The following is a 23,642-nucleotide window of genomic DNA, read 5'->3' as shown; positions in this document are numbered from 1 at the left end:
ATTTAATATTGAGTGGTCACTGGAGCAAAATGAAATATAAAAGAGCAAAGTGACGAAGTCATTAATTCAGTTCGAGTCGGCGCATGCTACCTAAAACTGTGATTAAGTTCAAGAATGAACCAGATGTTAACCGATATAAAAAATATATAGTTAGGAGTTAGAGCTGCGCGGATAGATAAAGAAAAGGCTGCTATTACTAGCAGCCTTTAAGAGTTGGCTGGAATATTAGAAACCTGATGGTTTCGTCATTCCTGCGCCTGCTTTACTTGTTGCGACTTGGCTACCAGCACCTTTAGCTTGGTAACGTTCAGCGCGCATAGGAGCAGCATTGATAGTGATTTCTTTTAGTTCTTGCGTACCTGGTGCTTTAGCCATTGGCGCACTCGCATGAGCCTTCAGTGTTTGCACCGCTGGTTCAGTAGCAGCTTGTACCGGTTGCTCAACTTTCGCTTCAACAACTACAGGTTCAACCGTCTCTTCTACGACGACTTCTTCAGTAATGGTTTCAACAACTGGCTCAGCCACTTCAACTGGTGTTTCAACCGTTTCAACTACTGGGGTAGCTTGTTCAGCAACTTCAACAGCTGGAGCTTCAACGACAACCTCTGGTTCTACAACAACAGGCGCTTCGCGACGGATAATAACTTTACCCATTGCCATCTCAGGGAAAGCGTAGCCACCTAGTACATTTGTTGCTTCAGCGATTGGCTGTTCAACATGCTGTTCAATTTTTGGCTCTGTTACTGGTTTAGGTTGGTGAGTCGGTTGTGCCAAGTCGTAGCGAGGCATCACTTTACCCATAGCCATCTCTGGAGAGGCAACACCACCTTTACGTAGGCGGAATGGGTTAGGGCGACGATCACGACCGCGACGACGACGTTGACCACTTGCACGAAGGTGACGTGGTGAACGACGGTTACGGCGTTGTTTACCTTCTTGCTCATCGTTGTTGTTGCTTGTTGCTTCAACTGTTGGCTCTACCGTAATTGGTGCTTCTACGACAGTTTCAACCGCTTGTGCAACTAATGTTTCTTCAACAACGTCAGTTTTCGCTTGTTGGTCTTTTACGCGTATTTGCTTGTTCAGCTTACGACGTTGACGACGCTCTTTTACTTTAACAACTTTTTCTTCGCTGCGAACATCGGCTTTATCGCCATGAGCTTCCGCTGCCAGTTTCAAGCCTTCTTCTGCTACCTTGCTTGGTTTCACTTCATCGCGTTTATTACGACGTTGTTCTTGCTTAGGTTTGCGGTTCTGCTGCTTGCGTTCTGCCGGTTTTTGCTCAGCGTTCGCGTCGTCACGTACAACAGGTTTACGTTTGTCGTCGCGCTTGTCATCACGAGTATTGTCGCGGTTGCCGTCACGATTACCATCGCGATTGTTGCGGCGACGTTGGTCATTACGATCGCGGTTGTTGCGATCATTACGATTGTTACGACGATTGCGATTGTTGCGATTTGGTCTTTCTTGCTCAATTGTTTCTTCTTTCTTCGGTTCTTCTTGCTTGTCAGAACCAAAAATAAAGTCACCTAGAGCTTTGAAGAAGCGGCTGAATAGACCTGGTTGATCTTCTTTTGCTTCTTCTACCGCCACTTTAGCTTTTGCTGTTGGGGCTTTTGCAACAGGAGCCGCTACAGGTGCTGGAGCTGGCGCCGGTGCTGATTGTGCAGGAGCAGCAAAGCCTTTTAGTGCAGGCTCTTCAATCTTCTTCGGTTTGTATTCAGCATCAGGCACTTCTTTGCCTTCAGCTTCTTTCATCGATTCAAGCTTTTTAGGTACTAGGTAAGAAAGCAAATTAACTTCTTCACCTTCGCGTACTCGAACCACTTCGAAGTGTGGTGTTTCCATATCAGAATTAGGAACCACTGTAATCTTAACTTCTTGATTACGTTCGATGTGATTAACTGAACGACGTTTTTCGTTCAATAGGTAAGACGCGATTGGTACCGGTACAACAGCAAGCACTTGTGCGGTATTGTCTTTTAACGCTTCTTCTTCAATTAAACGAAGAACGGATAGCGCTAGAGATTCGTTATCACGAATCACGCCAGTACCAGTACAGCGAGGGCAAATATGGTGGCTTGCTTCTGCTAGCGACGGGCTTAGACGCTGACGCGACATTTCAAGTAGACCGAAGCGAGAAATACGACCGATTTGAACGCGAGCACGGTCCATACGAACAGCATCACGCAGACGGTTTTCAACTTCACGTTGGTGGCGAATCGGTGTCATATCGATAAAGTCGATAACCACTAGACCGCCAAGGTCACGTAGACGTAGCTGACGAGCGATCTCATCGGCTGCTTCTAGGTTAGTATTCAGTGCTGTTTCTTCGATATCGCCGCCTTTAGTTGCGCGAGCAGAGTTGATATCGATTGAAGTAAGCGCTTCAGTAGGGTCGATAACGATTGAGCCACCAGAAGGCAAGCGAACTTCGCGTTGGAACGCTGATTCGATTTGGCTTTCGATTTGGTAGTGGCTAAATAGTGGCACTTCACCATCGTACTTCTTAACGCGGCTGACGAAATCAGGACGCACTAGACGAATATGATCAAGAGCACGTTCGTACATCGTGTTGCTGTCGATTAGGATTTCGCCAATATCACGACGCAAGTAGTCACGAATCGCACGAACGATGACGTTACTTTCTTGGTGAATTAGGAAAGGAGCCGGGTTTGAATCAGACGCTTGTTTGATTGCACCCCAATGGTTTAGAAGAACGTTCAAGTCCCACTCTAGTTCTTCCGCACTTTTACCTACACCTGCAGTACGAACAATAAGACCCATGCCTTGCGGCAGTTCAAGGGTGCTTAGTGCTGCTTTTAGCTGGGTACGTTCATCACCTTCGATACGACGAGAAATACCGCCAGCACGAGGGTTATTAGGCATAAGAACAAGATAGCTACCAGCAAGAGAGATGAACGTAGTAAGTGCAGCGCCTTTGCTGCCACGTTCTTCTTTTTCCACTTGTACGATTACTTCTTGACCTTCCGTTAGCACTTCTTTAATGCTTGGACGACCTTGATATGTGTAACCTTCAGGGAAATATTCGCGGGCAATTTCTTTTAGAGGGAGGAAACCGTGTCTTTCTGCGCCGTAGTCAACGAAGGCAGCTTCAAGACTAGGTTCGATTCGAGTGATACGTCCTTTGTAGATATTTGCTTTTTTGGATTCGTGACCTGGGCTTTCAATATCTAAATCGAATAAGCGCTGACCGTCCACTAAAGCAACGCGCAACTCCTCTTTTTGAGTTGCGTTGATTAGCATTCTTTTCATTTAATAATCTCGTTGTCATTCTTTTGTGTGCTTGCTGCTAAGTTTTTCTTTCACGGCGCCAGATCCCATGGTTTATACGGTGCAGCCTCCCGGCTGGAGGGATGCTCTGGGGCACTCCAGTTCTCACAAGCTTTGGCTGGTGAGCCGCGATGTCGGCGGAATATACTCAACGTGAAAGGTGACGAGTAGAGCAACAAGTAGCTAATGTTCGAAAGGTCTTACGCCGTGTGCTGCACTTTCTATTTATCGGCAATCTACTCATTTTTAGCTCCGACGGTTTGGTTAGTACAAAAGTCAACCAAATCAATCTTTGCAGGTGTGAACTATAGCAGTACCCACTAACCACAGCAATCTGCTTTATAATAAAACGATAAATTATCTGATTTCGCCCTCATTAACGTATTGTTTTTTCGTAACTTTGCTCAGGATAATATCCTTTTTATAAATGAGTATAGGAAAAAGCGTTCGTAGCGCGGCTGAAAACAAGTAAACTGAGCGCTTGTTGCGAAGAAAATGTGAAATTGCGCAGTTTTGAATGATAGAATAGCCTCATGAGTGAAATTAGAACCCAAGTCCAGTTTGTCGACATAGATTCAGATATGGCTGGCCAGCGTATTGATAACTTTCTACGCAACCATCTGAAAAGTATCCCGAAAAGCATGGTTTATCGCATTCTTCGTAAAGGAGAGGTGCGAGTGAACAAAAAACGTGTCAAAGCAGAATATAAGCTGCAAGACGGTGATGTTGTGCGAATTCCTCCAGTCACTATGGAAGAAAAAGCGGAAGAAGTTGCGCCGAGCACCAAGTTAAGCAAGGTTGCTGAACTAGAAAATATGATCATCTTTGAAGACGATCATATGTTAATCCTAAATAAGCCTTCTGGTACTGCTGTTCATGGCGGCAGTGGACTTAAATTTGGCGCTATTGAGGCGTTGCGTGCCTTACGCCCTCAAGCTCGTTTTTTAGAGTTGGTTCACCGTATTGACCGCGATACGTCAGGTATTTTATTGGTCGCTAAGAAGCGCTCAGCACTTCGTCATCTTCAAGCTCAGTTTCGCGAGAAGACAGTGCAAAAATACTATTTCGCGTTGGTCATGGGTGAGTGGAAGCCAAGTTGTAAAGTGGTAAACGCGCCATTATTGAAAAATGAAGTGAATAGTATTGTACGTGTTAATCCAAATGGTAAGCCATCAGAGACGCGTTTTAAGGTGATGGAGAAGTTTGCGCAAGCAACGTTAGTTCAAGCCAGTCCAATTACTGGCAGAACGCATCAAATCCGTGTTCATGCTCAATATACAGGTCACCCAATTGCATGGGATGACCGTTATGGTGACCGTCGTTTTGATGCTTATACGGCAAAAGTAGGGCTTGATCGTCTGTTTCTACATGCCGCAAACATTAAATTTGTTCACCCTGGTACCGAAGAGTGGATGGAAATTAATGCCCCAATGGGTACCAAGTTGGAAAAAGCCTTGTCTGGCTTGAGAAAGCAGTAGTTTATACTGTTGTTTGAGATAAGCGCAGCCATCGAGGTTGCGCTTTTTGTTTTTATATCAATACGCTATAAAACATTCATGCCTTGTGAGCTCAGCATGTCAACGAGATCGATCAATGGTAGTCCAATCAGTGTATTTGGATCTTTACCTTCCAGACGTTCAAACAGCGCTATACCAAGCCCTTCACTTTTAAAACTGCCTGCACAATAAAAAGGCTGCTCTTTATCAACGTAAGATTCAATCTGTTGCTGTGTCAGTTGGCGAAAATGGACGACAAAGGTATCAAGCTTGCTTTCTGTCTTCTTTGTTACCGTGTTGTAGAGCGCTAACCCTGTGTAAAAGGTAATACTTTGTCCACTTTGGCGCATGAGCTGCTCAATGGCTTTTTCTCGAGTGTGCGGCTTGCCAATGATTTGACCATCAATGACACAGACTTGATCACTACCGATAATTAAGCTCTCTTTACTGACTTGGCAAGACTGTGCTTTACCTATCGCTAATCTTTGCACTAAAGCCATCGGAGACTCTGCTTCGAATGGGGTTTCATCAAATTCAGGATCGGCCGTTATAAAGGGTATTGCTAATTTATTGAGCAATTGCTGCCTAAAAGGTGACGTAGAAGCTAAAACTAGTTGGTAATTTGTCATTTTAATTTACAATCGAATCATGCTTGGTAAGCAGCATAATCGAAGTTATGGTCGCTAGCCTAGCCTTCGCAGCAGAAAGGAAAAAAAGTACAACTTTTTACCCTTTTTCTTTGACTCTAAACAATTTGGAAGATAGAATTTGCGCCCTATGCAAAAGGTAAAAATACCGCGAACAGTTGATCCTGCGCGAACAGCTCAAAAACGACTAGATATAAATGGCATCATTCAATCCAGTCTTTTTAAGCGTTTAAGTGAAGCAACTGAAGGCGTAAAACGTGACGCGCAAGTCTCATTGTCATTTGGGCTTGATGAACAGCGACTCGTCGTTATCTCTGGTAAAGCTAACGTCGAAGTTGATTTAGAGTGTCAACGTTGTAATGAGGTTTTCGCACATCAGTGCGATGTCCAATTCACTTATACTCCTGTCTACAGCGAGAAGAGTGAAGAGGAAGCACCGGAAGAGTACGATTTGGTAGATCTAAACGAGTACGGTGAGTTAGACCTGATTCAACTAGTTGAAGACGAGTTCATCCTTGGATTGCCACAAGTAGCAATGCACGACGACGCTGACTGTAGCGTTAACTCGAATAATATGGTGTTTGGTGATCTTCCTGAAGAAATTGAGGAAGAGAAAAAACCGAATCCATTTGATGTTTTAAAAAGCTTAAAGAAGTAATTCTTTAAGAATTTACATAGGAGTAGGGTCAATGGCCGTACAAAAGAGCAAGAAATCACGTTCAATGCGTGGCATGCGTCGTTCACACGATGCTCTAACTACAGCTGCACTTTCTGTAGACGCAACTTCAGGTGAAACTCACCTACGTCACAACGTGACTGCCGAAGGTTTCTACCGCGGCAAAAAGGTTATCAACAAGTAAGGTTGACCTTTGCAAAATATTACCGTTGCACTTGATGCAATGGGCGGAGACTTCGGTCCTCGCGTAACAGTGCCTGCCGCCGTGCAGGCACTGTCGCATTTCCCAGAGCTAAAAGTAATCTTAATAGGTGATCGGACTTCGATCACAACTCAATTATCCTCTCTTGGTTATCAGGTAGATGCTCGGCTGAGCATTAAACACTGTGACCGAGTGATCTCAAATTCAGAAAAACCTTCTCTAGCACTTCGAAACGGACAGAACAGTTCCATGGGACGAGCGATCGACCTTGTCTCTGTTGGACAAGCTGATGCCTGCGTCAGTGCCGGCAATACTGGTGCTCTGATGGCTTTGTCTCGTTTTCGTCTTAAGCTATTACCTGGTATTGAGCGCCCTGCGTTGATTTCGGCATTACCTACCGTATCTGGCAACCGAACTTGGATGCTGGATTTAGGTGCAAATGTGTCGAGTGACGCCGATTCTCTATTTCAATTTGCAGTCATGGGCAGTGCATTAGCTGAGCAATATCTAGATCGCCCGCCACGCGTCGCAATTTTAAATATCGGCGCGGAAGAAATTAAAGGCAATGATCTTGTCAAACGCTGTGCAGAAATGTTATCAAACACTGAGTCGGTGAACTTTATTGGTTATATTGAAGGTAACCAGCTTTTTCACGACTATGCTGATGTTGTGGTCTGTGATGGTTTTGTCGGCAATATCTGCTTGAAAACCAGCGAAGGCACAGCCCAGCTTTTTATAGATAAGTTGAAAACTTACATGATGGCCTCATCTATAAAGGGTTGGATAGCAAGAAAACTGTTTTCTGGGTTAATTAATGAACTAAAAACATTGAACCCCGACCAGTATAACGGTGCAAGTTTGCTAGGATTGCGCGGCATTGTAATCAAAAGCCACGGAAGTGCAGATGTAGAGGCGGTCGTTAATGCCATTGGCGAAGCCCTACACGAGGTCAAACGACAAGTACCCAGCCGTATAAGCGATCGTTTGGAAGCGGTTTTACTCGAGAGGCATTATTAGTCTTCATGTTTAGCAAAATTTTAGGTACTGGCAGCTACTTGCCATCTCAAGTGCGTACTAACGCAGACTTAGAGAAAATGGTAGATACATCTGATGAGTGGATTGTTGCGCGTACTGGTATTAAAGAGCGCCGCATCGCTGCTGAAAACGAAACTGTTGCCGACATGGGCTATCTCGCAGCTGTCAATGCGATTGAAATGGCCGGTATTGATAAAAACGACATTGATTTGATTATTTTGGCTACGACAAGTGGTAGTCATACATTTCCTTCGTCTGCGTGTCAGGTACAAGCAAAGCTAGAGATCAAAGGCTGTCCAGCATTTGATTTAGCGGCTGCATGTTCTGGTTTCGTTTATGCACTTTCTGTTGCTGACCAGCATATTAAAACGGGTATGTGTAAAAACGTGCTGGTCATTGGTGCTGACGCTTTGTCGAAAACATGCGATCCAACTGACCGTTCGACCATTATCCTGTTTGGTGATGGCGCGGGCGCAGTGGTTGTTGGTGCAAGCGAAGAGCCAGGCATTATTTCTACCCATATTAATGCTGACGGTGCATTTGGCGATTTATTAAGTCTACCTGTTGCCTCTCGCGATGGAACAGAAGCGGACAAATGGCTGCATATGGCGGGTAACGAAGTCTTTAAAGTGGCGGTAACACAGTTATCGAAACTAGTAAAAGATACGCTAGAAGCCAATAACATGCATAAATCTGAGCTAGATTGGTTAGTTCCACATCAAGCCAACTATCGCATTATTTCTGCGACAGCGAAGAAGTTGTCAATGTCACTTGATCAAGTGGTTGTGACTTTAGACCGTCACGGTAATACATCAGCGGCAACCGTTCCGACGGCTCTTGATGAAGCGGTTCGTGATGGTCGTATCAAACGTGGTCAAACACTTCTATTGGAAGCGTTTGGTGGCGGTTTCACTTGGGGTTCTGCCCTGGTGAAATTCTAAAAATTAGAATTTAATTTAAGATGCACTTCGGTGCGTCTTTTCATACCGGTGCGAGCATCTCAACCTAGATAGCGATGGCATCGGTATCAATTATCTTTGTTTTAAGGAAAAGAACATGAGCAAGTTTGCTATCGTATTTCCAGGTCAAGGTTCACAAGCAGTTGGTATGCTTGCAGAGCTTGGCGAACAATATGACGTAGTTAAACAAACTTTTGCAGAGGCTTCTGAAGCTCTTGGTTATGACCTTTGGGCGTTGGTTCAAAACGGACCAGCAGAAGACCTAAATCAAACTTTCCGTACTCAACCTGCACTATTAGCGACTTCAGTAGCTATTTGGCGTGTATGGCAAGAACTCGGTCTTGAGCAACCAGCGAACTTAGCAGGTCACAGCCTAGGTGAATACTCAGCGCTTGTATGTGCTGGCGTTATTGACTTTAAACAAGCAATTAAATTGGTTGAGCTTCGTGGTCAATTAATGCAAGAGGCAGTACCAGCGGGTACGGGTGCTATGTACGCAATCATCGGTCTAGATGACGCAGCGATTGCTAAAGCGTGTGAAGATGCAGCTCAAGGTGAAGTGGTTTCTCCAGTTAACTTTAACTCGCCTGGTCAAGTGGTTATCGCGGGTAGCAAAGACGCCGTTGAACGTGCGGGTGTGCTATGTAAAGAAGCTGGCGCAAAACGTGCTCTTCCTCTTCCTGTTTCAGTGCCTTCACACTGTGCGTTGATGAAACCTGCAGCGGATAAGCTGGCAGTCGCACTAGAAGAAATTGAATTTAATACACCTCAGTTGCCAGTGATCAACAACGTTGATGTGGCTGCAGAGACTGACCCTGCAAAAATCAAGCTTGCACTTGTTCGTCAACTATACAGCCCAGTTCGTTGGACTGAGAGCGTGCAGCTTATGAGCGAGCAAGGTGTTGAGAAACTGCTTGAAGTTGGTCCGGGTAAAGTTCTTACCGGTCTGACTAAACGTATCGTTAAATCGCTAGATGCTGCTGCTGTTAATGATGTTGCTTCACTTGAAGCCGCTAAGTAATAGCCGGTCAGTAATCGGCTCGCGATAAAGCAAAAGGAACGCAAAGAAATGATGAATCTAGAAGGCAAAATTGCCCTAGTAACTGGCGCAAGCCGTGGTATTGGTCGTGCTATCGCTGAACTGCTTGTTGAGCGCGGTGCAACCGTGATTGGTACTGCTACTTCTGAAAGTGGTGCAGCGGCAATCAGTGAATACCTTGGTGCTAACGGTAAAGGTTTAGCGCTTAATGTGACTGACGTTGAGTCTATCGAAGCGACACTTAAGACCATTAATGATGAGTTTGGTGTGATTGATATTCTAGTGAACAATGCTGGTATCACACGCGATAATCTATTAATGCGTATGAAAGATGACGAATGGAATGACATCATCGACACGAACTTAACGCCTATCTTCCGCATGTCTAAAGCAGTACTGCGTGGCATGATGAAAAAGCGTGCAGGTCGTATCATTAATGTAGGCTCAGTCGTGGGCACTATGGGTAATGCGGGTCAAACAAACTACGCAGCAGCGAAAGCAGGCGTCATTGGTTTTACTAAGTCGATGGCACGTGAAGTGGCTTCACGTGGTGTAACGGTTAACACTGTTGCTCCTGGTTTTATCGAAACTGATATGACTAAAGCTTTGAATGATGACCAACGTGCTGCAACACTTGCGAACGTTCCAGCCGGTCGTTTGGGTGATCCTCGTGAAATTGCTTCAGCTGTTGCATTTTTAGCATCTCCAGAAGCGGCATACATCACAGGTGAAACTTTGCATGTTAACGGCGGCATGTATATGGTTTAATAGCTGAGTTTATACATGAAAGAGCGGCGAACTTGTAAGGTTTTCCCAGTAAAACTGTAAAACTTGCTATTAGCTTGCACAAGATTTGTGCATGATATAAGTCAAAAATGTATTGAATTTCGGTTAAAATCGCTAAAATTGTGGTTTGACCAGCAAGGTCCCACTTGCAACTTTCAATAGTTCTAATAAACTACGGAACTATCGCATTGAGCGAAATCTGTAAAGGAAAAGAAAAAATGAGCAACATCGAAGAACGCGTAAAGAAAATCATTGTTGAACAGCTAGGTGTAGACGAAGCAGAAGTTAAAAACGAAGCTTCATTTGTTGATGATCTAGGTGCTGATTCTCTAGACACTGTTGAACTAGTAATGGCTCTAGAAGAAGAATTCGACACTGAGATTCCAGACGAAGAAGCTGAGAAGATCACTACTGTTCAAGCTGCAATCGACTACGTGAACAGCGCTCAGTAATATCTCCCCCCAGGCGGCCTTCTGGCCGCCTGAGTTTTTTTATAACTCTTCTATATATCTCATAGAATCATTTCATTTCATTTCCGGAGAATAAAATCGTGTCCAAGCGTCGTGTTGTTGTCACTGGCATGGGTATGTTGTCACCGGTAGGCAACACTGTAGAATCATCATGGAAGGCCCTGCTAGAAGGTCAAAGTGGCATCGTTAATATCGAACACTTTGATGCTACTAATTTCTCTACTCGCTTTGCAGGTCTAGTCAAAGATTTCAACTGCGAAGAGTACATGTCTAAGAAAGACGCTCGTAAAATGGATTTGTTTATCCAATACGGTGTCGCTGCTGGTATTCAAGCTCTAGACGATTCAGGCTTACAAATTAACGAAGAAAACGCACCACGTGTTGGTGTTGCAATCGGTTCGGGTATCGGCGGTCTTGATTTAATTGAAACTGGTCATACTGCACTGGTTAACAAAGGCCCTCGCAAAGTTAGCCCATTCTTCGTTCCTTCAACTATCGTAAACATGGTTGCAGGTAACCTCTCTATCATGCGTGGTCTTCGTGGTCCTAATATAGCTATCTCGACTGCATGTACGACAGGTCTACACAACATCGGTCACGCTGCGCGTATGATTGCTTACGGTGATGCCGATGCAATGGTAGCGGGTGGCTCAGAGAAAGCTTCTACGCCACTCGGCATGGCTGGGTTTGGTGCTGCGAAAGCACTGTCTACTCGTAACGATGAGCCTCAGAAAGCATCTCGTCCATGGGATAAAGATCGTGACGGTTTCGTACTAGGTGACGGTGCTGGCATGATGGTACTTGAAGAGTACGAACACGCAAAAGCACGCGGTGCTAAGATTTACGCGGAGCTTGTTGGCTTTGGTATGTCTGGCGACGCTTACCACATGACTTCACCAAGTGAAGATGGGTCAGGTGGTGCACTAGCGATGGAAGCAGCAATGCGTGACGCAGGTATCGTAGGTACTCAAGTTGGTTACGTAAATGCTCACGGTACATCAACGCCAGCAGGCGATGTAGCTGAAATCAAAGGTGTTAAACGTGCTCTTGGTGAAGAGGGTGCTAAACAAGTTAAAGTATCGTCAACTAAATCTATGACAGGTCACCTTCTAGGTGCAGCGGGTTCAGTTGAAGCGATCATCACTGTTTTGTCTCTTGTTGACCAAATCGTTCCACCAACGATCAACTTAGACAACCCAGAAGAAGGTTTGGATATCGATCTTGTTCCTCATACGGCTAAGAAAGTCGATATGGAATACGCTATCTGTAACTCTTTTGGTTTCGGTGGTACTAACGGTTCTCTAGTCTTCAAAAAGATTTAATCGAGAAACGGATTTGTGATAAAACGGCTTAATGCTTTTGGCATTAGGCCGTTTTTATTTTAGGGATATATTGTGTATTGGCTTAACGGACACCCAGCCGATTCAATTTCACTACTGGATCGCTCTTTTCAATATGGTGATGGCTGCTTTACGACTATGCTGACCAAACAAGGCAAGCTCGTATATTGGTCTTATCATCTGCAGCGCATGCAAGCTTGTTTAGATGCACTCGCAATACCTCATCCTGATTGGGCTCAAGTAAAAAATTGGTTAGACCTCGCGGCGACTGGCGACTCACTCGCAGGGTTGAAACTTCATATTAGCCGAGGAGAGGGCGGCAGAGGCTATAGCGCTACTCAAGTCAGTACTCCTAATGTTACTATTAGCAACTTTGCTTATCCTGCGCATTACCGACAATGGCAAGAGCAGGGTATTGAGCTTGGAGTTTGCACGACGCGATTAGGTATTAATCCGTTGCTCGCCGGGCACAAACACAACAACCGCTTAGAACAAATACTGGTAAAGGCTGAGTTAGATCAGCGCAAGCTTGTTGACGGGATAGTGCTGAATTTTGCCGGTGATGTGATTGAAACCAGCATGGCAAATCTGTTCTGGTGGCAGGGAGAGCAGCTTTGTACGCCAAATCTTGAGGCTTCCGGTGTGGCTGGTGTCGCAAGGCGAAGAGTGTTGGAATTCGCGGAACAACAAGCGATCGATGTTCAGATTGGCTCGTTTGAGCTGGTTAGTTTACTCAATGCCGATGAAGTGTTTATCACTAACTCTTTGTTAGGTGTTGCCCCTATTAAGGCAATTGAAGGTCACCGCTTTCCTATTGGTGCGATGACGAGAAGTATTCAGGAGATGTTATCCCCGTGATTAAGAAAATCACCTTTCTATTTGTCCTGGCAGCAGCCGTTGCTGCGGGCGCGTTTTTCTATGTAACGAAACAAGTTGAACTTTTTGTACAACAACCGTTGCAGCTTTCTGAGCAACAAATTTTTACCGTAAAAGCGGGAACCAGTTTTCAACGAGTACTGGCACAGTTGACCGAAGAAAAGCTTATTGTGTCTAATGACGTTGCACGTGTTGTCCGCCATTTTCATCCAGAGTTGACACAATTAAAAGCGGGTACCTATTTAATTACCCCGCAGATGAACTTAACTCAAGCGTTAGAGCTGTTTAAAACTGGTAAAGAACACCAGTTCTCTTTGACTTTTGTTGAAGGCTCTCGCTTTAGTGAGTGGCGCACCATTTTGCAATCTGCCCCTTATCTTGAACATAAAATCAAGGATATGAGCGAGGCGGATATAGCCGAAGAGCTTGGGCTAACCCACGAAAAACTTGAAGGCTTATTCTTAGCGGAAACCTTCCATTACACATTTGGTACGTCTGACTTAGACATCTTGAAACGCTCTGCAGATAAGCTCAAATCGGTGCTTGATTCTGCGTGGCAAAGCCGACAGAAGAACCTGCCATTAAAAACTCCGTATGAAGCGCTAATTCTTGCATCCATTATTGAAAAAGAAACCGCGGTGGAATCTGAACGCGAGCGAGTGGCGTCGGTTTTTGTCAATCGTTTAAATAAACGTATGCGTTTACAAACCGATCCTACGGTGATCTATGGTATGGGTGATAAGTACAAGGGTAATATCCGTAAGAAAGATTTACGCACAGCGACCCCGTACAACACTTATGTCATTTTCGGTCTGCCACCAACACCAATTGCCATGGCGGGTGAAGCATCTATTCAAGCGGCTTTAAACCCAGAAGATAGCAATTACTATTACTTTGTGGCGAGTGGTAAAGGAGGGCATGTGTTCTCAAAATCACTGGCTGAACATAACCGAGCGGTTCGCGCATACTTAAGACAATTAAGAAGTAACAAATAACTATGAAACCAGCGAAATTTATTGTTGTAGAAGGTTTAGAGGGTGCGGGCAAAAGTACGGCTATTAATGCCGTACTGAATGTACTTCAGCAAGCGGGCGTGGACTCGATTAAGCATACACGTGAGCCTGGCGGTACGGTTCTAGCGGAAAAACTTCGTGAGCTTGTCAAACAAGAGCATGAAGGCGAAGTTCTACAAGATATGACCGAACTTCTAATGATGTACGCGTCTCGAGTTCAGTTAGTTGAGAATGTCATTAAGCCGGCTTTAGAAAGTGGTACATGGGTGGTGGGTGATCGCCATGACATGTCTTCTCAAGCATACCAAGGCGGTGGTCGACAAATTCCAAAAGCGACGATGAAAGCATTACGCGGCACCACGCTTGGTGAGTTTAAACCTGATTTTACTCTGTATCTAGATCTAGACCCTCGCATCGGTCTTGAACGAGCTCGTGGTCGTGGTGAATTGGACCGTATCGAAAAGATGGATATGGGCTTTTTCGACCGCACACGTGAGCGCTATCTAGAGATAGCCGCTGCGGATAGTAGTATTGTGGTGATCAATGCAGAGCAAGATATGGATAAAGTCGCTGCTGATATTGCAGCGGCTCTTCAACAATGGCTGGAAACACAGTAATGGCATCGCTCTATCCTTGGCTAACGCCTCTTTGGCAACAATGGCAAACGCATCTTGAAGCCGACCGCTTCCCAAATGCGGCACTGCTGATTGCTAAGCCGGGTTTTGGCGAAGAACAGCTTGTTAGCCAATTTAGCCGTGCTGTGATGTGCAGTAACTTTGCTGCAGAACCTTGTGGTTTTTGTCACAGTTGCCAGCTTATGGAATCTCAGAATCATCCGGATTTTCATTGGATTAAACCAGAGAAAGAAGGCAAGGCAATTACAGTCGATCAAATTCGCCATTGTAATCGTTTGGCGCAAGAGTCGTCACAGTTATCAGGTTATCGCCTTATTGTGATTGAGCCTGCTGACTCGATGAATGAATCTGCGGCTAATGCACTATTGAAAACGCTAGAAACGCCTTCGACAAGCTGTTTATTCTTGTTGGTTAGTCGTTCTACAAGTCAACTGCTACCAACCATTACTAGCCGTTGCCAGCAATGGCATGTGACGCCACCAGAGGCGGAAGAACTGGTTCAATGGCTGACTAGCCAAACACAACAGCAAGTGCCAAATTACGCTGCGCATATCAACGGAAATTCGCCGCTCAATACGCTAAAGTTTGTTGAAGGTGGTGAACAAAAACGTTACGAGTCGATAGAACGACAAGTGATCGACGTGATTTGTCAGCGTGGTGATGCGGTCAAACTAGCCAAAGAACTGAGTACTGATATTGAAAAATCGTTACTTTGGGTGTGGTACCTACTGACTGATACACAAAAAGCACATTTTGGGTTACAGCTTCCTTCCGCTGTCCCAGGTGCTTGGGGACTGGTTGAGCATATTGATTACGATCTGCTCTATCGTCAAACGGATGCGTTGCAAAAGTTAATTGAACAGTTAGTTCAACATACAGGGCTCAATCGTGAGCTATTGATATTAGATTGGTTATTTAAATTTAACGGGGAAACATGTTTGTAGACTCTCACTGCCATCTCGATAAACTGGATTATAAAGACTTACACCAAGGGATTGCAGATGTCGTCGCGAAAGCAAAAGCGGCAAACGTAAACGAATTACTGTCGGTTGGTGTCACGTTGGATGCTTTTCCAAATATGATTGAAATGATCACGCCATTTGACAATGTATATGCATCATGTGGGGTACACCCATTGGATGTTGAAAGTGATTTTTCTTTTGAGTTGATGCGCGAGTATGCTCAACACCCTAAGGTCGTTGCTATTGGTGAAACGGGGTTAGATTATCATTATCAGCCTGAAACCAAAGCCTTGCAGCAACAGCGGTTTGAGCAACAAGTATCACTAGCGGTTGAATTGGACAAGCCTTTAATCATTCACACTCGTAATGCACGCCAAGATACATTAGATATTCTTAGAAATGGCGGAGCGGACAAGTGCGGTGGTGTGATCCACTGTTTTACTGAGGATCTCGCTTTTGCTGAGGCGGCAATGGAGCTTGGCTTCTATATCTCTATTTCGGGTATTGTGACTTTTAGACAAGCGACAGAGTTAAAAGAAGTTGTGAAAGCGATTCCTCTTGAACGTTTGTTGATCGAAACGGATTCGCCATACCTAGCTCCAATTCCTCATCGTGGAAAACAGAATCAGCCAGCTTACGTTGTTGAGGTCGCAGCTTATATTGCTCAACTTAAGCAAGTTGCTCTTTCTCAAGTTGGGGAAAAAACCAGCAAAAACTTCCGAAAACTTTTTTTGAGACAATAAAAGTAACTTGGTGAAAAAAGGAGCGAAAGCTCCTTTTTTTTATGCCTGTTTTTGATGTAATCGATTTATTGTTGGTTGATTTGCGCAAATGTTGCTTTATTTGCCTGTTAAGTTGCTATATGTAAATTTGTTATAAAAAATAACATTGAGCTTTATTTTATTCGATGGCTAAAATTAATGCTTTTTGGAAATTTTTTCTTTTTTTTCAACCTGATAGGTGCGGTTTTGCTTTGTTAATTCTCTTTTTTGCGTGTGATCTATCTATTAGTTTGCAATAAAAACTATATACGCACTAGCAAATGCGGCGAGCCTCAATATATATTTAGAGGCGGAAAATATAACGCAACAACTGGTTACATTTTCAATGGGTGCTAACATTTAGGCTACGGGGGTGTGCCGTTAGAGCCCAGATAACTCTAATAATTCTTTCAGGAGCATGAACATGTTTAAGAACCTTTTTGCTAACCTGCAGAAAGTCGGTAAATCTCTGATGCTACCAGTATCAGTATTACCGGTTGCAGGTATCCTACTTGGTGTAGGCGCGGCCGATCTTAGTTTTATCCCAGATATCGTTTCTAACCTAATGGAACAAGCTGGTGGTTCAGTCTTCGGTCAAATGGCATTGCTATTTGCTGTAGGTGTAGCACTTGGCTTTACAAATAACGACGGCGTTGCAGGTCTAGCTGCAATCGTTGGTTACGGCATTATGACAGCAACACTTGGTGTGATGGCTGGCGTAATGGGCGTTGAAAAAATCGATACAGGTGTACTAGGTGGTATTCTTGTGGGTGGTGTTGCTGCTTGGGCATTTAACCGCTTCTTCAAGATTCAGCTTCCTGAATACCTAGGCTTCTTCGCTGGTAAGCGCGCAGTGCCAATTATCACTGGTTTCACTGCTATCGGTCTAGCTGTTGTACTATCTGTAGTATGGCCACCAGTTGGCGGCGCTATCTCTGCATTCTCTGATTGGGCAGCGCACCAGAACCCACAACTAGCATTCGGTATCTACGGTGTTGTTGAGCGTACGCTTATCCCATTCGGTCTACACCACGTATGGAACGTTCCATTCTTCTTCGAAGCTGGTACTTGTGTAAACGCTGCTGGCGAAACACAAAACGGTGTTCTTACATGTTACCTAGTTGCTGATGAAGCATCTCGTGCAGCAGGCAATGGCTTCGGTCAGCTAGCTGGTGGTTACATGTTCAAGATGTTTGGTCTACCAGCTGCAGCAATCGCTATTGCTCACTGTGCTAAACCAGAAAACCGCGCGAAAGTAATGGGTATCATGGCATCTGCTGCTTTGACTTCATTCCTAACGGGTATCACTGAACCAATCGAATTCTCGTTCCTATTCGTAGCACCAATCCTATACGCAATCCACGCTCTACTAGCTGGTTCTGCATACGTATTGGCTAACACGCTAGGTTTCGTACACGGTACTTCATTCTCACACGGCTTGATCGACTTCCTAGTTCTATCTGGTAACGCTCAAAAGATGGGTCTAATGGTAGCTTGTGGTCTAGCTTACGCAGCGATTTACTACATTGTGTTCCGTGCAGTAATCACTACGCTAGATCTTAAGACTCCTGGTCGTGAAGATGAATCTGACGATGCAGTAGCAGTAACTGGTTCAGAAATGGCTGGTGAACTAGTAGCAGCATTTGGTGGTAAAGAAAACATCACTGGTCTTGATGCATGTATCACTCGTCTACGTGTTGCCGTTGCTGATACAGCAGCCGTTGACCAAGACAAACTTAAACAGCTAGGCGCAGCGGGTGTTGTAGTTGTAGCTGGCGGTGTACAGGCTATCTTTGGTACTAAATCAGATAACCTAAAAACTGACATGGATGAGTGGATTCGTAACCACTAATCACAGAATATACCTTCCCCTATAGGTATTCAAAGGAGGCTTCGGCCTCCTTTTTTCATATCTACGGAACCCGATCGAAGGTTCTTATCTTCAAAGTTTCCCTGCCTTTTTCTCTATTTTGGCACGCCGTTAACGTGGCTCTGACCCATTAGTTTGTTAAACGATGAAAATATTACTGGTTTAATTCTTAATGGCTGGAGAGGTTATGAAAGCAGTGGTAGGCAAGTTTGTGTTGGGTAGTGTCGTGGTCGTCACTAGCTTAAGCGCATATGCAAATAACGATAAGCCAGCAGATCTAGCAATCGGTCTTGCGGTGGATCAACAGCTAAGTGTTGTGGTTGAGCTAGACAACCAATACCGTTTCATTATTGGAAATCAAGGTGCGGCGTTTGACTATATTGCTAAACGCGGTCAATTCAATACTGAGGAGCCTGTGAATTGGTATGTGGGTCTCGGTGGATGGGGAGAATGGGATGACGGCTTTGGGGTTCGAGTCCCACTTGGTGTTAGCTACCAAGTTAGCGACGGTTGGCAACTGTATGGTCAAGTTCAACCTGAGCTTGATATGCATAAAGGCTGGGAGTTAGGCGTTGGAGCCGCTATGGGCGCAACCTATCATTTCTAATTATCCTAGTTTTAGGATAACGACAATTTGCCCAACAAAAATGCCGGCTGTTAAGCCGGCATTTTTATGATCTATTTACTTTGAATTACTGCTTTTTCATTGCTCGTCTGATGCATATTGCTGCACCACCCCAAGTAATAGAAAGACCAATGACCATCATGATAATTGCACTTGTAGTCATGATTATACCTCCTGTGGTTTATTACGGCTGGTGGTGTTGATTAGAAGACCAAATACAAACAGCGCGGCAATCACAGCCCATCCCATCGTTAGGTCGTAGCCGCCATAGCCTTCAGTGAATAGTGTTTGCAATTTTGTCGCTAGAATAATCGCCAGCATCACCGGTGTGATAAAGCGCATGCAGACATCAAACCACTGACCAATGGTGAAGTCAGACGTAGAGTTAACGTACTCACGTACACTTGGTACTTTGTTCAGCATCCACGCCATCAAAATAACTTCAACCAGAGCGCCCAGCATAATACCGACGTTATTGGCAAAGTGGTCAATCAAATCAAGAAGTAGTAGACCACCGTTAGTTGCAAAGGCCATTGAAACCACTACACCTACACCGATTACTACATTTGCGGCTTTCTTGCGGCTCCAGTTGAGTTTGTCGATGATGGCAGAGGTTACCGCTTCCATAATTGAAATGTGTGAACTCAAACCCGCGACCACTAGAGCAAAGAAGAATAGTGGACCTAGAATGTAAGGTGCTGGCAGCAAGTTAATGGCTGCTGGTAACGTAACAAATGCAAGGCCTACACCAGCTGAGACGACTTCTGTTAGTGGTTTGCCTTGTTCTTGAGCCATGTAGCCAAGTACTGAGAAAATCATGATACCGGCAAGAATAGAGAAGCCACAGTTGATCAATACTGTCATGAAGGCATTGTTTGTGATGTCCGATTTCTCAGGAAGGTAGCTTGAGTAAGCCAGCATGATGGCAAAACCGATACTCAGAGTGAAGAAGATTTGACCATATGCCGCAGCCCAAACTTTCACGTCCCAGATTTTGTTGAAATCGGGCTCGAACATATAGTTCACACCATCTAAAGCGCCCGGCAAGAAAATCATACGACCGATCAGCAGTACAACCATAATAAATAGTATTGGCATCATCACCTTGGATGCGCGCTCAATCCCAGATTTTACCCCACTCACGATGGCTGCATAAGTAATCGCCCAAGCTAGTAACATTGCACCAGCGATTTTCCATTGGATGCTACCTAGTGCTGTTGGTGAGTTATCTCCGCCCAGCTTTAAGTACTCTCCAAAGAAGAAGGCATTGGTATCGGTTCCCCAACTTTGGGTAAACGACATGCCAAAGTATGAAATAGCCCAACCGATAACCGCAACATAGTAAACGGCAATGACAGCCGCGACTCCAACTTGGAACCAGCCTAGCCATTCAAATTTTGAGTGGATTTTTGATAGTGTTTTCGGTGCACTGCCACGGTATTTTTGACCCATGCTGAATTCCAAAATCATAAATGGAATACCAGCGGTGATCATGGCAAATAGGTAAGGAATGAAAAAGGCGCCACCACCATTTTCGTAGGCCATATATGGAAAACGCCAAATGTTACCCAAACCGATAGCTGATCCTACTGCGGCTAGAATAAATCCAGCACGGGACCCCCATTGTTCTCGCTTCATAATTAACTCCTGTATACAACTCCCTGAGATATGAAGCTCTTCTTAGACTATATCGCCTGAAAATTGGATGTGAGGAAACAATAGCTAGAGGTAACGCGTCTTGTTTTGCTTAATCATCCATGAATCGGCAAAAGTTTGAATTTAAATTTTGTTAGCCTGAAGAAGACTCAGAATATTGTTCTTAAAAATGCGATGTGTGTTTGCGTAAAGTGAAATTTTCAACTACGCGTGAGGTAAAGACTAACGATAAAACTCCGTTAACGCAATAGATTGTAACTGTTAATTTTTGGTTTCCGTATGGTATATAAATTGTACTTTTGATTTCTGTGTAGTTAATAGCTGATGTTTTTGTGCGCTTAGTCTTGGTTAATAATCTATTGAATTGGGCTATGGCGATATAAAAAACTATTTTTTCAGGCAGGGTGTCTGACTGAAATATAACCAATGAGCTCTTTTATTTACTAGTAAGTCGCAGAATGGAAAAACAATCAAAAAAGCATACTTGATTATGCGTTTCTCTGAGAGAATATGCGCTTAGTTGACTTTAGTGCTGTGTTACGTAGCTGGTAATAAACGTTAGAACTATGATGGGAATTTGTCCGAGTAATGGAAAATAATAAAAAACAAATGGGCTTTAGTTTAATTGAATTGGTTGTCGTGATGGTGGTGATTGCAATACTGGCGGTTACTACAATTCCTCGAATATTAAATTTTCAGACAGATGCGCGTATTGCCGTGTTGGAAAGTGCGTTGGGTAGTATTAAAGCAATCAACGACCAGGTTAATGTGATGTCGAACCTTGATTACGTCAAAGCAAGGCAAGGGCACAGTCCAGATAGCCGCTTACAATTTATCGATCTTAATCGTGACGGAATACAGCAGGAAGAGCAGGGGGAGTGGAGCCTTATTTGGGGTTACCTTGATAATACCCACATGTCACAAGCGATCTCTGTGCAAGGGGATCTTGTAGATCTGTTGGACGGTAGGGCTGACTATTATTTAGGCTTTGACCGTGATGGCTCTGGTGATCCAGCACCGGGTCAGTGCTGGGTTATGTATCGCCAACCTGATTCTGCTGGTGATACGCCGGATTATAAACTTGAAAGTTCCGGTTGCTAATATCTCATCACCACTCCGATACCCACTGTAAATTGGTTCATCCAATCGGTTTTGAACTGAACGATGCAACCGTTCGTTGAACTTGACGGTAAGTTACAAGCCGCTGCGGTATCGTTGTCGACCACAGTGCCCAGCCAGCGGGCTTGAGTCGTCAAACGAATACTGTTGGTTATTGGGTATTCAAAACCACCAAAGATACTGGCAGCAAAACCTGTGCTGTTGTCTACCCAATTTGCATCTATATATGACCCCCCAACGCCTACCCCTATATAGGAATAGGCATCATTGGGCAGTGCGTAGTAAATACTGCTTTGGAACATTAGGTATTGAATCGATGATTTTAACTGTACTTCACTGACATCGCTGGACTGATGGGCGTAAAACATCCCAATGCGACCAGTTTGGAAATCTGTTTCAGCGGAGAGGGAATAACTGGCACTTGGTTCGATGTCAAAATTGCTTCCATCGCTGCTTTCTAGCTCTCCACCTCCGGTGAAGTTTAACCAAGGCGTTAAATAAACCTCAGCATGAGACTGCGTTACTGTTCCACTTAATACTAAGGCAACCAGTAGCCATTTTTTCAACGCTTTCATACGCACATCCTTTCATTTGAGCTAATCTAATTGTGATACTAACGTCATATTTGTGCACGAAAAAAACGCATAAATTGAATGGTTTCCGATCGAGTGTTATTTTTTTGTTAAGCGATGACGGAGGTGCTTATGGAATCAGATCTAAAATATGCTTTGATTATTACCGCGACAATTTTTGCTATTTTAATTAGCTTTGGTGTTGTCGCGATTGCGACGGCGTAAAGGCTTTAGCCATGAATAACAGCGGTGTCATTACCAACACTGCTAATATGGTCGACATCGATCGACTCTCCAAATACACCGGTGGACTGAACGCTTTAGTCGCGCAAGGCGGCGGGCAAAGAGGTATTTTTACCGCTGGTGTATTGGATGCCTTTCTTCTCTCAGATTTTGACCCTTTCCACCGTTTTTATGGTACTTCGGCTGGGGCTCTCAATTTATCAGCCTATTTGTGCAGGCAGAAGGGGATAGGGCGCTCATTTATTCTTGACCTCACCACATCAGCAGAGTTTTTCCACCTATTTAGCTACATTCGCCGCAAGCAATACCTTGGGTTAGATTGGGCATTGGAAAAGATTTGTGATTATCCATATCGCTTAGATATCGACATGGGCAGACGGGTGCTGGGGTCGCGGCAAGCGTATGCGGCGGTTACTGATGCTTCGCGTTTAATTGATTGTTATTTACCTATGCTTGCCGAGGATTGGAAACAAGTTTTAACGGCCACTTGTGCTATTCCTCGTTTGTATGAGCATGAAGTTAACTTTCCTCATGGGAGTTATATTGACGGCGGTGTATCAGCGTCTATTCCGGTGCAAGAAGCATGGCGACAAGGTGCTCGCTGTATTGTTGTGATTCGAACCGAAGGTGATGAAGTCCCTATTCCAGAACCGTTAGTGAGTAAGCCATCGGATGCCGAATGGTACCGAGATCCACTGAATCTTGTTCAAGACCATTGGCAGCAAAAGTTGACTCAGTGGAAAGGCGAATGGAATGACTTTTTTAATGATCGAATTCAACGTTCGAAGCAGCAAAAGCAAATATTGGCATCGCTTAATGGTGGGCGCTGGTTATTTGGTGCCGATGATATTTATCGACTGAGTCACCTGTTAGGTGATGGTTTTGATTCTAGTCTCATGGACATGTTAATGGTGCATTATCAAACGTATTCGCTAACCCGTGACTTCTTGCATACGCCTCCGGATGATTGCTTTATTGTTCAAATCAAACCGTCTCAACCACTACTATCAAGCTCACTAATGAGTAGCCGAGAAGAGCTCTTGCATGACTACCAACTAGGCTTAGATGCGGGATTTCGTTGTGTGGAAACTTTTGATCAGTGCGGCATTACGCAACTAGAGGGGTATTTCAACTTAAAATAGCATCCGATCGACAACAAGCTTCTTGATGAATCCATGGCTAATATTGACTCAAAAACGTGCGGAGCATCTAAAAGTTGTATTTTTTCACACCGCAAAATAACTGGGTTACAAGACAAATTATTACTGCGCTATATGACAGGGAACACAAACAATTAGTATTATGCGTGATGCCGGTCACGGCAATCTACCAAGGCGCTTCACAATTACTTCGCAAAGTAAAAAAA

Annotated in this window: 24 protein-coding genes; 19 read left to right on the top strand and 5 right to left on the bottom strand. The window is 44.4% G+C overall.

Going from position 1 to position 23,642, the window contains the following annotated elements:
* Window positions 1–225: 225 nt before the first annotated feature.
* Complete coding sequence (gene rne, locus H2O73_RS05805) at window positions 226–3,276, bottom strand: ribonuclease E (protein ID WP_182107534.1); 3,051 nt, start codon at window positions 3,274–3,276, stop codon at window positions 226–228.
* Window positions 3,277–3,827: 551 nt separating this feature from the next.
* Here rne and rluC point away from each other — a divergent pair.
* The gene (gene rluC, locus H2O73_RS05800; RefSeq protein WP_182107532.1) at window positions 3,828–4,772 is read left to right on the top strand and encodes a 23S rRNA pseudouridine(955/2504/2580) synthase RluC; all 945 of its coding nucleotides are present in this window, start codon (window positions 3,828–3,830) and stop codon (window positions 4,770–4,772) included.
* 65 nt (window positions 4,773–4,837) lie between these two features.
* Here the strand turns inward: rluC and H2O73_RS05795 are convergent, their stop codons facing one another.
* Window positions 4,838–5,419: a Maf family protein gene (locus H2O73_RS05795; RefSeq protein ID WP_182107530.1), complete on the bottom strand. Its 582-nt coding sequence runs from the start codon at window positions 5,417–5,419 to the stop codon at window positions 4,838–4,840.
* Window positions 5,420–5,567: 148 nt separating this feature from the next.
* On the opposite strand from H2O73_RS05795, the gene yceD reads away from it, so the two are divergent.
* From yceD to H2O73_RS05720, 15 genes are all read left to right on the top strand, one after another.
* Window positions 5,568–6,095, top strand: coding sequence for a 23S rRNA accumulation protein YceD (gene yceD / locus H2O73_RS05790; protein ID WP_182107528.1), 528 nt, complete (start codon window positions 5,568–5,570; stop codon window positions 6,093–6,095).
* A gap of 31 nt (window positions 6,096–6,126) precedes the next feature.
* Complete coding sequence (gene rpmF, locus H2O73_RS05785; RefSeq protein ID WP_004737376.1) at window positions 6,127–6,297, top strand: 50S ribosomal protein L32; 171 nt, start codon at window positions 6,127–6,129, stop codon at window positions 6,295–6,297.
* A gap of 9 nt (window positions 6,298–6,306) precedes the next feature.
* Window positions 6,307–7,332 carry a phosphate acyltransferase PlsX gene (plsX, locus tag H2O73_RS05780; protein WP_182107527.1) on the top strand — a complete coding sequence of 342 codons (1,026 nt, stop codon included), beginning with the start codon at window positions 6,307–6,309 and terminating at the stop codon, window positions 7,330–7,332.
* A 5-nt stretch (window positions 7,333–7,337) separates the two neighbouring features.
* Window positions 7,338–8,291, top strand: coding sequence for a beta-ketoacyl-ACP synthase III (locus H2O73_RS05775; RefSeq protein ID WP_182107525.1), 954 nt, complete (start codon window positions 7,338–7,340; stop codon window positions 8,289–8,291).
* A gap of 115 nt (window positions 8,292–8,406) precedes the next feature.
* Complete coding sequence (gene fabD, locus H2O73_RS05770) at window positions 8,407–9,330, top strand: ACP S-malonyltransferase (protein ID WP_182107523.1); 924 nt, start codon at window positions 8,407–8,409, stop codon at window positions 9,328–9,330.
* A 51-nt stretch (window positions 9,331–9,381) separates the two neighbouring features.
* Window positions 9,382–10,116, top strand: coding sequence for a 3-oxoacyl-ACP reductase FabG (gene fabG / locus H2O73_RS05765; protein ID WP_182107882.1), 735 nt, complete (start codon window positions 9,382–9,384; stop codon window positions 10,114–10,116).
* 236 nt (window positions 10,117–10,352) lie between these two features.
* Window positions 10,353–10,586: an acyl carrier protein gene (acpP, locus tag H2O73_RS05760; protein ID WP_004406112.1), complete on the top strand. Its 234-nt coding sequence runs from the start codon at window positions 10,353–10,355 to the stop codon at window positions 10,584–10,586.
* Window positions 10,587–10,684: 98 nt separating this feature from the next.
* Window positions 10,685–11,926 (top strand): beta-ketoacyl-ACP synthase II, encoded by a 1,242-nt coding sequence (fabF, locus tag H2O73_RS05755; protein WP_182107522.1) that lies wholly within the window; start codon window positions 10,685–10,687, stop codon window positions 11,924–11,926.
* Window positions 11,927–11,998: 72 nt separating this feature from the next.
* Window positions 11,999–12,802 (top strand): aminodeoxychorismate lyase, encoded by an 804-nt coding sequence (gene pabC / locus H2O73_RS05750; protein WP_182107520.1) that lies wholly within the window; start codon window positions 11,999–12,001, stop codon window positions 12,800–12,802.
* Window positions 12,799–13,815 carry an endolytic transglycosylase MltG gene (gene mltG, locus H2O73_RS05745; RefSeq protein ID WP_182107519.1) on the top strand — a complete coding sequence of 339 codons (1,017 nt, stop codon included), beginning with the start codon at window positions 12,799–12,801 and terminating at the stop codon, window positions 13,813–13,815. Before pabC ends, mltG begins: the two co-directional genes overlap by 4 nt.
* Before the next feature lie 2 nt (window positions 13,816–13,817).
* Window positions 13,818–14,450: a dTMP kinase gene (tmk, locus tag H2O73_RS05740; protein ID WP_182107517.1), complete on the top strand. Its 633-nt coding sequence runs from the start codon at window positions 13,818–13,820 to the stop codon at window positions 14,448–14,450.
* Window positions 14,450–15,412 carry a DNA polymerase III subunit delta' gene (locus H2O73_RS05735; protein WP_182107516.1) on the top strand — a complete coding sequence of 321 codons (963 nt, stop codon included), beginning with the start codon at window positions 14,450–14,452 and terminating at the stop codon, window positions 15,410–15,412. The genes tmk and H2O73_RS05735 overlap by 1 nt, the downstream gene beginning before the upstream one ends.
* Entirely contained in the window at window positions 15,403–16,173 is a 771-nt protein-coding gene (locus tag H2O73_RS05730; protein WP_182107514.1) for a TatD family hydrolase, read from the top strand. The genes H2O73_RS05735 and H2O73_RS05730 overlap by 10 nt, the downstream gene beginning before the upstream one ends.
* Window positions 16,174–16,615: 442 nt before the next feature.
* Window positions 16,616–18,043, top strand: coding sequence for a PTS glucose transporter subunit IIBC (gene ptsG / locus H2O73_RS05725; RefSeq protein WP_182107512.1), 1,428 nt, complete (start codon window positions 16,616–16,618; stop codon window positions 18,041–18,043).
* Window positions 18,044–18,248: 205 nt separating this feature from the next.
* Complete coding sequence (locus tag H2O73_RS05720; RefSeq protein WP_182107510.1) at window positions 18,249–18,668, top strand: hypothetical protein; 420 nt, start codon at window positions 18,249–18,251, stop codon at window positions 18,666–18,668.
* Window positions 18,669–18,753: 85 nt separating this feature from the next.
* Here H2O73_RS05720 and H2O73_RS05715 read toward each other — a convergent pair whose 3' ends face one another.
* Window positions 18,754–18,849 (bottom strand): MetS family NSS transporter small subunit, encoded by a 96-nt coding sequence (locus H2O73_RS05715; protein ID WP_182107508.1) that lies wholly within the window; start codon window positions 18,847–18,849, stop codon window positions 18,754–18,756.
* A gap of 2 nt (window positions 18,850–18,851) precedes the next feature.
* Complete coding sequence (locus tag H2O73_RS05710) at window positions 18,852–20,324, bottom strand: sodium-dependent transporter (RefSeq protein WP_182107506.1); 1,473 nt, start codon at window positions 20,322–20,324, stop codon at window positions 18,852–18,854.
* 606 nt (window positions 20,325–20,930) lie between these two features.
* On the opposite strand from H2O73_RS05710, the gene H2O73_RS22195 reads away from it, so the two are divergent.
* Window positions 20,931–21,443 carry a type II secretion system protein gene (locus tag H2O73_RS22195; protein WP_182107504.1) on the top strand — a complete coding sequence of 171 codons (513 nt, stop codon included), beginning with the start codon at window positions 20,931–20,933 and terminating at the stop codon, window positions 21,441–21,443.
* Here H2O73_RS22195 and H2O73_RS05700 read toward each other — a convergent pair.
* Complete coding sequence (locus H2O73_RS05700) at window positions 21,440–22,036, bottom strand: outer membrane protein (RefSeq protein WP_182107502.1); 597 nt, start codon at window positions 22,034–22,036, stop codon at window positions 21,440–21,442. The two genes, H2O73_RS22195 and H2O73_RS05700, sit on opposite strands and share 4 nt — an antisense overlap.
* Window positions 22,037–22,165: 129 nt before the next feature.
* On the opposite strand from H2O73_RS05700, the gene cydH reads away from it, so the two are divergent.
* Together cydH and H2O73_RS05690 are read left to right on the top strand one after the other, a co-directional pair.
* Window positions 22,166–22,258 (top strand): cytochrome bd-I oxidase subunit CydH, encoded by a 93-nt coding sequence (cydH, locus tag H2O73_RS05695; protein ID WP_182107500.1) that lies wholly within the window; start codon window positions 22,166–22,168, stop codon window positions 22,256–22,258.
* 11 nt (window positions 22,259–22,269) lie between these two features.
* Entirely contained in the window at window positions 22,270–23,418 is a 1,149-nt protein-coding gene (locus tag H2O73_RS05690) for a patatin-like phospholipase family protein (protein ID WP_182107498.1), read from the top strand.
* Window positions 23,419–23,642 lie beyond the last annotated feature (224 nt).

This window comes from Vibrio marinisediminis (assembly GCF_014050145.1).
GTDB classification, from domain to species: Bacteria; Pseudomonadota; Gammaproteobacteria; order Enterobacterales; family Vibrionaceae; genus Vibrio; species Vibrio marinisediminis.
Note: the sequence above shows the minus strand (reverse complement) of the source record. Positions and strands in the feature narration are given on the sequence as shown.